Below are 10,228 nucleotides of genomic sequence, written 5' to 3'. Positions count from 1 at the left end.
CGTCTTGGCTGGATGACCGCGCCGTATACCACGCGACGCCTGCGGGGCGCGATTTCACCTTCTGCGGATGGCAAACAAAATCATTCTGAAAGTATAGGTTGCGGGTGGCGATTGTCAGGTCACACGACGATGGGATTCATGCGGTCGGCCGAAGCCCGCCATGACCGTGGGGCTGCCGCCGCGTCGGGACGGCGTCAAGAAATCTTGACGCCTTTTTTATTCATGCATCCCTAGACTGGCTCCGTCGTCACCCCTGTCGTCAATCGACACGTTGCCATGCCTACCATCGCCCAACGCGCCCGTCTGGAACCTCCCGATGCAAGTGCCGTCTTGGCCGACGCTTTCTCCGCCGCGCGTGAGCGCCATCGGTGCCCCCCACGCGCACGTCTCGATGCAACGCTCGACATCACGCTCAGCCGCGCGGCCGTCTCCACGCTCGCCGTCACGCTGGCGATGAGCCTGCCGCTGCCGTGGCGCGTCGAGACAATTCGCCCGATCCGGCACGATACCGCCGCCGTGGTATCGATTGCGTTGCCGCGCGTCGAAGCCTCGCGGGCCATGCTCGCCGTCATGCAATCGCTGCCAGAAGCTGAATTTGGTGTGCTGCGTCTTCGCCCCGCCGCCTGAGCGTTCAACGTCCCCGGTGTTCCGCCCCCTTCGCCCCGCCAATCCGCCCCCCGCCATGAACCCAGCCATCTTCGAAGGCGTTTGGATTCCCCTCGTCACGCCCATGACAGGCGCGAACGGCGCACAGATCGATCGCAGCGCCTTCGCCCGTCTGGTCAACTTCTACCTTGCTGCCGGGGTCAGCGGTCTTGTCGTGGCCGGCACCACGGGCGAAGGTGCGCTGCTGGCCCCCGACGAACGCCGCTGGCTCGTCGAGACCGCGTGCCATCTCGCCCAAGACCATGCGCCCGTCGTGGCTGGCGTCGGCGCGGCCGACACGTCGGACGCCGCGCATCAGATTGGCAGCCTCGACGATCTGCCGCTCGCCGGTTACCTTGTGCCGCCGCCCTACTATCTGCGACCGTCGCAAGACGGCATCCTCTGGCACTACCGCACGCTGGCAGCCGTGACGCGCAAACCGCTCGTGCTCTATAACGTGCCGCTGCGTACTGGCGTGGCGCTCGGTGTGGAGACGATCCGAGCGTTGGCATCACACAGCGCCTTCGCGGCGATCAAGGAGTGCGACGAGCATTCGCTCACGCACCTGCCGTCGCAGGTCGCCATGCCCGTGCTGTGCGGCGACGATATGCAGTTGCTGCCCGCACTGCACGCCGGTGCGCGCGGATGCATTTCGGCGGCGGCACATGTGCGGCCGGATCTCTATCTGAAGCTGCTTCGCTACGCGCGCGAGGGCGACATGGTGCACGCCACAATGCTCTTCAACGGCATGAAGCCGCTCATCCGACGCCTGTTTTCCGAGCCCAATCCCGTGGCGATCAAAGCCGCGCTCGCGTCATTGGGCCTGTGCCCGGAGACGGTTCGTCGTCCGCTCATGCCGTGCTCGGACGCCCTTCGCAAAGCGATCGACGTCCAGCTCGAAGTGACGATGGCCTTCTGAGTCCGAACGGCGCGGCCTGTCCGCCCTTCCCCACGACACGAGACCCGATATGGACGACATCGAACAGCGTCACCGCACCATCGCCCGTCTGCTGATCAAGCTCTCGGGCACCCCGTTGGCCAGGCTCGCCTACGCGACCGGCATGACCGGCAACACGATTTCACGATGGGTTCACGGCGATCGCTGCGCGCTGGGTCCGCAGGGACGCGACAAGCTGCTCACCGCGCTTGGCGCCCGCAGCGATGGTGTCAACGTAAAACTCGCATTGCGCGCCACCGGCGCCACGCAACCTGTCTTCCAGATCAACGGCCTAGTGCAGGCCGACCGCTTCGCCACGCTCGCGGCTCTGACCTCGACGCAATTCGTTGCGGCGCGCGAGACCTGTCAGGGAAAAACGCTCGTGAGCGTCGTCACCGACATGAGCGGGCAAACGACGGCGCTGCTCGTCGGCACACGGGAAGCGCTCGACGAGCTGTATGCAGCACTGGACATCACCGTGTCACCCAAACGCCGTGTGGAGGTCGCGCACGGTCCTTGCGCTTCGACTGACGTCGCAATGCGAATACACTCAAGCTGACCGTAGTTCGCGAGCGCCACACGCGATAACGACGGCGCGCTCGACGTGACGCTGGAACTCGACGATGCGCGCGACGTCTTCGCCCCTCGCAGCCAACATTTCGACCGTCCGTCCGGGACCTGGGTAGATGACTGAGCGTCCCCGGAACCCATGAGGTGAACGCCAGCGGCGATCCTCTCGCCGCTGGCGTGGTGCGTCAGGCCGAGGCGCGCGCGCTCACTGCCACCCGAACCGTCGCGCGAACATGCCTTTCATCATTTGCGTGAGCACAGCGTAGGCGAGCAGGATGGCCGCGAGCATCGGGAAGTACGCGAGCGGCAATGCCTGCATCTTGAACGTGTCCGCGAACGGCGACATCGGCAGCATCACGCCGATCAGCATCACGGCGGCCGTCATCATCAGCAACGGCCATGCCGCGCGGCTCTGCACGAACGGAATGCGACGCGTGCGGATCAAGTGCACGATGAGCGTCTGCGACAGCAGCCCCTCGACGAACCAGGCGGACTGGAACAGCGTTTGATGCTCGGCGCTGTTCGCGCCGAACCAATGCCACATCGCCACGAACGTCAGCACGTCGAAAATCGAACTGATCGGGCCGAAGAACACCATGAAGCGCGACAGATCCGCCGGATTCCAGCGCTGCGGCTTCGTGAGCTGTTCGTCGTCGACGTTGTCGAACGGTATCGTCGTCTGCGACAAATCGTAGAGCAGGTTCTGCGTGAGCAGTTGCAACGGCAGCATCGGCAGGAACGGCAGGAACGCACTCGCGATCAGCACCGAGAAGACATTGCCGAAGTTCGAGCTGGCGGTCATCTTGATGTACTTGAGCATGTTCGCGAACGTGCGACGCCCCTCGATCACGCCCTGCTCCAGCACCATCAGACTCTTTTCCAGCAGGATCAGGTCGGCCGCTTCCTTGGCGATGTCCACCGCCGTGTCCACCGAAATGCCGATGTCGGCCGCGCGCAAGGCCGGTGCATCGTTGATGCCGTCGCCCATGAAGCCAACGACATGGCCGTTCGCGCGCAACAGGCGCACCAGGCGCTCCTTGTGCGACGGCGTGAGCTTGGCGAATACGTTGGCGCGTTCGACCGTGTGCGCCAGTTCGGCGTCGCTCATCGCCTCGATGTCGTCGCCCAGCACGCAGCCGTTCACCGCCAGCCCCACTTCGCGGCACACCTTCGCCGTCACGAGATCGTTGTCGCCCGTGAGCACCTTGACCTGGACACCCGCCGCTGCGAGCGCCTTGAGCGCCGGCGCCGTCGACTCCTTGGGCGGATCGAGAAACGCGATATACCCGACGAGCACGAGTTCGCTCTCGTCCGCAATGCCATAACTGTCGCGCACCGGTGGCAAGTGGCGCGTTGCCACGGCCACCACGCGCAGACCTTCGGCGTTCAGGTCGGCCGTGACGCGACGCAGGCGGGCCAGCACATCGGGCGTGAGCGGCTCGACGTTCGCACCATGCTGCACGCGATTGCACACGGCCATCACCTCCTCCACCGCCCCCTTGCAGATCAGTTCGTGATGATCGCCGTTCTCGCTGACCACCACCGACATGCGACGGCGCTGGAAGTCGAACGGGATCTCATCGATCTTGCGATACCGGTTCACGATGTCGAGATGCTGGTGCAGCTCCCCATGATCGAGCACTGCCACGTCGAGCAGGTTCTTCAGGCCGGTCTGGTAGAAGCTGTTGAGATAGGCATACTCGAGCACATCTTCCGAGGCGTGGCCCCAGACATCGGTATGACGTTCGAGACAGATCTTGTCCTGCGTGAGCGTGCCGGTCTTGTCGGTGCACAGCACATCCATCGCGCCGAAGTTCTGGATCGCATCGAGCCGCTTGACGATCACCTTCTTGCGCGAGAGCACGACCGCGCCCTTGGCGAGCGTGGCCGTCACGATCATCGGCAGCATTTCGGGCGTAAGGCCCACCGCCACCGACAGCGCGAACAGCGACGCCTCGAGCCAGTCGTGCTTGGTGAAACCGTTGATGAGCAGCACGATGGGCGTCATGACCAGCATGAAGCGGATCAGCACCCACGACACACGATTCACGCCCTGTTGGAACGACGTCACCGTCGGTTGCTGCGCCGTGACGCGCTGCGCGAGCGAGCCGAAGAACGTGCGCGCCCCCGTCGCCACGACGACAGCCGTGGCCGACCCGCTCACGACGTTCGTCCCCATGAACGCGAGGTTGTCGTAGGCGAGCGGATTGCTGCCGCCGGACTCGCAAGCGTGCGCGAATTTCTCGACGGGCAGTGCCTCGCCGGTAAGCGCCGATTGCGAGACGAACAGATCCTTGGCCGCGAGAATGCGCACGTCCGCCGGAATCATGTCGCCCGCCGCGAGCAGCACGATGTCGCCCGGCACGAGTTCGGCCAACGCAATTTCACGGCCCATGCGACCCAGACGGCGCACGTGGTCGGCCTCTACGCCCTCATGGCCGAACACTTCGCGGCGCAGCACCGTCGCCGTGGTGCTCACCATGGCCTTGAGCTTTTCCGCCGCCTTGGAGGAGCGCGCCTCCTGCACGAATCGCAACACCGTGGAAATGATCACCATCGACGCGATGATGATCGTTCCCTCGGTGTCGTCGGTCGCGTACGACACAGCGGCCAGTGCCGAGAGCAGCAGGTTGAATGGATTGCGGTAGCAGTTGAACAGGTGCCGCCACCAGGGCAACGGTTTTTCGTGCTCGACTTCGTTGACGCCAACGTGTGCCCGCACGGTGGCGGCCTCGTCATCCGACAGACCGTCGCGCGTCGTGTGCAGACGGGCGAGCAGATCGGGGCCGGCGTCGCGGGCGGCGTCGAGCAAACCTGGCGGTGCCTCGTGGCCATGCGCTGGCGCATCGAGGGTTTCGAGCATGTCGCGGCGGCGGAAGAAGCGCAGGCCAAGGCGCGCGCCAAGCACCGCAATCAGTCGCTCGCTGAACGTGAGAGCTTGTTGCATCGGATACATCCTGAAAATACGGTTGATATCGCTGGGCACCGGCCAGTCGCCGATGCCTGGGGACCGTTATCGCGCAGGCTCAGCCCGCGCGTCCGGTCGGATCGTTGCGACGCACGAGCGCCAGCAGCCACTGTCCGAGTCGCGCACTCGCGCCCGGGCGCGCCGTGACAGCGGCGTCCTCGGCATGCGGGGCGACGTGATAGTGATGCAGGCACTCGGTGGGCAGCATCAGGGCTTGCGGATTGCCTCCGCGAAGGGTCATGGAGTAACGGAACACGATGATTCTCCCGGCCGCGCGGCAATCGGCCCGGCGCGCACGAGAGACTCGCATTTCATCACCGGCGCCCACGGCAAACGGCCTGAAAACGAACCCCTGCGCGCAACGGGACAGCCCGAACGGCAGACGTAAAGCAAATTAGGGAGCGTGCTACGAAAGACGGACGCTATCGGTATGGCCCAAGAAAACCCTTCGGCGCGGCGGCCAAGGGCATTGGACATTCGATGCGTACATCAGAGGTGCGCGCCAACCCGGCTATGCGAGTTAGCGGCAGGGAAGATCCCGGGGACTAACTCGCGGTGATGGTGTCGACCTGCGCCGACCGGCAACTACCACTAGAACTACTGTCCACGGAAGGACCTCCTGAGAGCTATGACGGCGCGATTTTACCCCCGAGTGCGTCGAAAGAAAAGTGACAATTCACCGTGTTACAAAATGATGACGAATGCAACTTTCCAGCGGGAAGCGGCTCAGTCAGAATCTGTCATGTTTTCGTCACAAACCGCCCACCGGCGGCCGTCGAGGCACCGGCACCGCACGCCGCCCGGTGGCGTACCGGGCAACCGGTCTGGCCTATTTCTGCTTCCCGCTCCCCGAATTTCATGGATTCAATCAACCGCGCCCTGTTCCTGGCCGTCAATGCCTCGCCCAATGTCAGTGAAGGAGAACTGGCCATCGCCGTTCTCCTCGCCAAATACCTGATCCTGCTGCTCCCGGTGGGCCTGACCCTCCTGTGGCTCGCTGGCGGTCGCGACCGCGAGGGGGCCGTGCACGGTCTGCTGGGCGTAGCGCTCGCGCTACTGGTCAACGGTGTGATCGGTCTGGCCTGGTTCGAACCGCGGCCGTTCGTCGTCGGTCTCGGCACGAACCTGCTCCCGCATGCGCCGACGAGTGCCTTCCCCAGCAATCACGCGTCGATCCTGTTCACGTCGGCGTTCGTCCTGATGGGCACGCTCGCGCGCTCGCCTCGCCTGCTCGGCCGGCTCCTGCTGCTATGCGCCGTGCCCGTGTGCTGGGCGCGCGTCTACCTTGGCGTGCACTGGCCGCTCGATATGGTCGGTGCGCTGGCGGTATCGATCGTAGTGGCGCTCATCATGCACACCGCGAGTGCGCGTGAGACGAGTCGTATCGTCGCGGCTATCCTCGAAGCCCTCTATCGCCGCCTGATGGCGTGGCCGATTGCGCGCGGCTGGCTGCGTCGCTGAGCCGGCGGACTTGGGAAACGACGGGAACTGCGGGTTTGCGGACCTGCGGGAAGCGGTGGAAGCTTCAGGAGGGGTTGACGAACAGGCAGGAACGGTAGGAAGACTCGGGAGAACCGAATCTCCCAGTACGGCGTCGGAGACGGGGGATCAGCGGTGGTATTCGCCGGCAGCTTCGGGCTGGTAATCGATGCCGAGCAATGTCAGCGCGATCTGGTGGCCGCCTGGCACTTGCCACTGAATCGACTGACCGACGCGCAAGCCGAGCAGCGCGCTACCCACCGGCGCGAGCACCGAAATGCCGCTCGGCGTGCTCGCCAGATGTTGCGGATACACAAGCGTGACGCGATGTTCCTGCTGCGCGGCGAGATCACGGTAGCGCACCACCGAGTTCATCGTGGCGATGTCGGCCGGCATCTGCTCCGGTTCGACGACGCTCGCCCGGGCAAGCTCTGTTTCGAGTGCCTCCACATACGGCAATGCCGCGCGGGGCGCCTGCGCCATGAGCGCTTCGAGGCGTTCAAGGTCGAGCGTGGAGACAGTGATCGAGGGGCGTTGCGAATGGACGGTGAACATGTCGGCGGGCCTGTTTTTCCTTGACGTTGAGGGAGTGACCTTCAATCTAACAGAAGCCCCGCGCGGCGAGAAGTCCCGGACTTGACCGCCATCCGCTAGAATCGACGCATTAGGCACACAAAGTCGAAGTCATGTCCGAACACACTACCAATGCCGCGCTCTTCGCGCGCGCCCAGCAGACCATCCCCGGCGGCGTGAACTCGCCGGTGCGCGCCTTCCGTTCGGTCGGCGGCACGCCGCGCTTCATCGCCCGCGCCCAAGGCCCTTATATGTGGGACGCCGAAGGCACGCGCTTCATCGACTACATCGGCTCGTGGGGCCCGATGATCGTCGGCCACCTGCATCCGGACGTCGTCGCCGCCGTGCACGCCGCGATGTCGCAAGGCTTCAGCTTCGGGGCGCCCACCGAAGCCGAAGTGGTGATGGCCGAGACCCTCTGCGGCCTCGTGCCGTCCATCGAGCAGGTGCGCCTGGTGTCCTCCGGCACCGAGGCGACGATGAGCGCACTGCGCCTGGCGCGCGGCTTTACCGGCCGCAACAAGATCGTCAAGTTCGAGGGCTGCTATCACGGCCACGCCGACAGCTTGCTCGTGAAGGCCGGCTCCGGCCTGCTCACGTTCGCCGATTCGACGCGCAACGCGCCGTCGTCGGCCGGCGTGCCGCCCGAAGTCACGCGCGACACGCTCGTGCTCGAGTACAACAACGTCGAACAGCTTCGCGAACTGTTCGCCGGCCAAGGCGGCGAGATCGCGGCCGTGATCGTCGAGCCGGTGGCCGGCAACATGAACCTCGTGCGCGGCTCGCGTCACTTCCTGCAGACGCTGCGCGAGCTGTGCACCGCCCATGGCGCCGTGCTTATCTTCGACGAGGTGATGTGCGGGTTCCGCGTCGGGTTGGGCGGTGCGCAAGCGCTGTACTGCATTACGGCCGACCTCACTTGCCTGGGCAAGGTCATCGGCGGCGGCATGCCGGCCGCCGCGTTCGGCGGACGTCGCGACATCATGTCGCACCTGGCACCGCTGGGCGGCGTCTACCAGGCCGGCACGCTCTCCGGGAATCCGCTGGCCGTGGCCGCCGGCCTCGCCACGCTCAAACTGATTCAGGCGTCGGGCTTCTACGAGGATCTGGCCAAACGCACATCGAAGCTCGTCACGGGGCTCGTCGAGGCCGCCCAGAGCGCTGGCGTGCCATTCTCGGGCGACAGCGTCGGCGGCATGTTCGGCCTGTACTTCCGTGCCAACGTGCCGCAGAGCTTCGCGGAAGTTACAACGTCCGACGTGGCCCGTTTCAACAAGTTTTTTCATGCGATGCTCGATCGCGGCGTGTATCTCGCGCCGAGCGCCTTCGAAGCGGGCTTCGTCTCGGCAACGCACGACGACACGATCATCGACGCCACGCTCGACGCTGCCCGCGACGCGTTTCGCGCCATTGCGTGATCGTTGCAGGTCACGTGGCTGTCTTCGGCCGGATTTCGCACACCTAGCGAGTCGGCCAGTCTGACCATCACAGGGAGAAACATCATGCAAGTGTCGTTGCCGACAAAGCTTCGCCAATCGTTCGTGCGCTGGTTGGCGCTGGGGGTGCTCACCTCGTTGCTGTCCGCCTGCGGATACAACCAGATTCAGGTCAAGGACGAAGCGGTCAAGGCCGCCTGGAGTGAAGTCGTCAACCAGTACCAGCGACGTGCCGACCTGGTGCCGAATCTGGTGAACACGGTCAAGGGCTACGCCACGCACGAGCAAACGACGCTCACCGAGGTGATCAACGCGCGCGCGAAGGCCACGAGCATCACGGTCACGCCGGAGACGCTCAACGACCCCGAGGCGTTCAAGCGCTTCCAGCAAGCGCAGGGCGAACTGTCCGGCGCACTCTCACGCCTGATGGCCGTCTCGGAGAACTATCCGAACCTGAAGGCCGACGGTCTGTTCCGTGACCTGCAATCGCAGCTCGAAGGCACGGAAAACCGCATCACCGTGGCGCGCAATCGCTACATTCAGGCCGTGCAGGATTACAACGTGTATGTGCGCCAGTTCCCGAACAATCTGACGGCGAAGATGTTCGGCTACGGGCCGAAGCCGAACTTCACGGTCGAGAACGAGAAGGCCATTTCGACCGCGCCGGCCGTCAAATTCTGAGGATCGGATCATGGCTGCCATCTCCGCGGACTACAAGGTGTCGCCAAAGGGCCGTGGAATGCCGACGCGCCGTCCGGTGACGGATGACGCGCGCGGCGGGCACTCGCGCAGTTGGCATTGGGGACCGACGCTTTGGGCGATGCTGGCGCTGGCGTTGGCGTGCCTGGGCTCGCTGGCGTTGCCGGCCAGCGCAGAGGATCTCGTGGCCGTGCCCGCGCTCACCGCGCGGGTAACCGACCTGACCCGCACACTCACGCCCGAGCAGCGCAACGCGCTCGAGACACAGCTCGCACAATACGAGCAACAACGCGGCAGCCAGATTTTCGTTCTGATGGTGCCGAGCACGGCTCCCGAGACGATCGACCAGTACAGCATTCGCGTGGCCGATGCCTGGAAGGCCGGCCGCAAGGGCGTGGACGACGGCGTCATCGTGCTCATCGCGAAGAACAATCCGAACGACCTGCGCAAGATGCGCATTGAAGTCGGACGCGGGGTACAAGGCTCGCTGACCGATGCCATCTCCGGGCGAATCCTGCGCGACGTGATGGCCCCCCATTTCCGCAGCGGTGACTTCTTCGGCGGGTTGGCCGCCGGCGTCGCGGCGGTCGAGGCGGCGATGAACAACGAGGCGCTGCCCGCCCCGAATTTGCCGTCGACGCGCGCGCCGCACTCGGATCTGTCCGATTTCCTGCCGCTGCTCTTCATCGTCTTCATCATCGGGATGGTGGTCCTGATGGAAAGCCGCCGGCGGTTTCAAGGGCCCGGTCTGCCGGGCGTGGGTCCCACCGACCCGCGCTCGCGGGTGCTCACCGGCCAACGCGGGCGCATCGGTGCCGGCGGCTTCGGCGCCGGGCTGGGTGGCGGCCTGGGCGGTCTGGGCGGCTGGGGACGCAACGACGGCGGCGGATTCGATGGCGGCGGCGGAGGTTTCGGCGGCGG

General features: G+C 65.1%; 10 protein-coding genes. 7 read left to right on the top strand and 3 right to left on the bottom strand.

Translation table 11 applies throughout. The features are described from left to right. Window positions 1-276: 276 nt before the first annotated feature. Genes A985_RS0120815 through A985_RS0120805 form a run of 3 tightly spaced genes read left to right on the top strand, consistent with a single transcriptional unit; the run spans window position 277 to window position 2,141 of the window. Window positions 277-627 carry a hypothetical protein gene (locus A985_RS0120815; protein WP_017235307.1) on the top strand — a complete coding sequence of 117 codons (351 nt, stop codon included), beginning with the start codon at window positions 277-279 and terminating at the stop codon, window positions 625-627. 55 nt (window positions 628-682) lie between these two features. Continuing rightward, the gene (dapA, locus tag A985_RS0120810; RefSeq protein WP_026132226.1) at window positions 683-1,564 is read left to right on the top strand and encodes a 4-hydroxy-tetrahydrodipicolinate synthase; all 882 of its coding nucleotides are present in this window, start codon (window positions 683-685) and stop codon (window positions 1,562-1,564) included. A gap of 49 nt (window positions 1,565-1,613) precedes the next feature. Then, window positions 1,614-2,141 (top strand): hypothetical protein, encoded by a 528-nt coding sequence (locus A985_RS0120805; RefSeq protein WP_017235305.1) that lies wholly within the window; start codon window positions 1,614-1,616, stop codon window positions 2,139-2,141. A gap of 216 nt (window positions 2,142-2,357) precedes the next feature. Here the strand turns inward: A985_RS0120805 and mgtA are convergent, their stop codons facing one another. Together mgtA and A985_RS0120795 are read right to left on the bottom strand one after the other, a co-directional pair. Further along, window positions 2,358-5,099 carry a magnesium-translocating P-type ATPase gene (gene mgtA / locus A985_RS0120800; protein ID WP_017235304.1) on the bottom strand — a complete coding sequence of 914 codons (2,742 nt, stop codon included), beginning with the start codon at window positions 5,097-5,099 and terminating at the stop codon, window positions 2,358-2,360. Between the two features lie 79 nt (window positions 5,100-5,178). Next, window positions 5,179-5,376, bottom strand: coding sequence for a hypothetical protein (locus A985_RS0120795; RefSeq protein ID WP_157211540.1), 198 nt, complete (start codon window positions 5,374-5,376; stop codon window positions 5,179-5,181). Between the two features lie 602 nt (window positions 5,377-5,978). On the opposite strand from A985_RS0120795, the gene A985_RS0120790 reads away from it, so the two are divergent. Continuing rightward, complete coding sequence (locus A985_RS0120790; protein ID WP_017235302.1) at window positions 5,979-6,581, top strand: phosphatase PAP2 family protein; 603 nt, start codon at window positions 5,979-5,981, stop codon at window positions 6,579-6,581. A 147-nt stretch (window positions 6,582-6,728) separates the two neighbouring features. Here A985_RS0120790 and rnk read toward each other — a convergent pair whose 3' ends face one another. Continuing rightward, window positions 6,729-7,154, bottom strand: a complete 426-nt coding sequence (gene rnk, locus A985_RS0120785) for a nucleoside diphosphate kinase regulator (protein ID WP_017235301.1) — start codon at window positions 7,152-7,154, stop codon at window positions 6,729-6,731. Window positions 7,155-7,285: 131 nt separating this feature from the next. Here rnk and hemL point away from each other — a divergent pair, with 131 nt between their 5' ends. The 3 genes from hemL to A985_RS27775 all read left to right on the top strand — a co-directional run. Next, on the top strand, window positions 7,286-8,590 hold the full coding sequence (gene hemL / locus A985_RS0120780; protein WP_017235300.1) for a glutamate-1-semialdehyde 2,1-aminomutase: 1,305 nt from the start codon (window positions 7,286-7,288) through the stop codon (window positions 8,588-8,590). An 84-nt stretch (window positions 8,591-8,674) separates the two neighbouring features. Further along, entirely contained in the window at window positions 8,675-9,289 is a 615-nt protein-coding gene (locus A985_RS0120775; RefSeq protein ID WP_017235299.1) for a LemA family protein, read from the top strand. A gap of 139 nt (window positions 9,290-9,428) precedes the next feature. Further along, a partial coding sequence (locus A985_RS27775) for a YgcG family protein (protein ID WP_232424701.1) occupies window positions 9,429-10,228 on the top strand: 800 nt, incomplete at its 3' end.

This window comes from Pandoraea sp. B-6, assembly GCF_000282835.1.
Lineage (GTDB): Bacteria > Pseudomonadota > Gammaproteobacteria > Burkholderiales > Burkholderiaceae > Pandoraea > Pandoraea cepalis.
The sequence above is the reverse complement of the archived record's forward strand: the minus strand, read 5'-3'. Positions and strand labels throughout refer to the sequence as shown.

What these genes read in the sequence shown, in the direction of transcription:
- A985_RS0120815 (WP_017235307.1), top strand. Translation starts at nt 277, where the DNA reads ATGCCTACCATCGCCCAACGCGCCCGTCTGGAACCTCCCGATGCAAGT.
- dapA (WP_026132226.1), top strand. Translation starts at nt 683, where the DNA reads ATGAACCCAGCCATCTTCGAAGGCGTTTGGATTCCCCTCGTCACGCCC.
- A985_RS0120805 (WP_017235305.1), top strand. Translation starts at nt 1,614, where the DNA reads ATGGACGACATCGAACAGCGTCACCGCACCATCGCCCGTCTGCTGATC.
- mgtA (WP_017235304.1), bottom strand. Translation starts at nt 5,099, where the DNA reads ATGCAACAAGCTCTCACGTTCAGCGAGCGACTGATTGCGGTGCTTGGC.
- A985_RS0120790 (WP_017235302.1), top strand. Translation starts at nt 5,979, where the DNA reads ATGGATTCAATCAACCGCGCCCTGTTCCTGGCCGTCAATGCCTCGCCC.
- rnk (WP_017235301.1), bottom strand. Translation starts at nt 7,154, where the DNA reads ATGTTCACCGTCCATTCGCAACGCCCCTCGATCACTGTCTCCACGCTC.
- hemL (WP_017235300.1), top strand. Translation starts at nt 7,286, where the DNA reads ATGTCCGAACACACTACCAATGCCGCGCTCTTCGCGCGCGCCCAGCAG.
- A985_RS0120775 (WP_017235299.1), top strand. Translation starts at nt 8,675, where the DNA reads ATGCAAGTGTCGTTGCCGACAAAGCTTCGCCAATCGTTCGTGCGCTGG.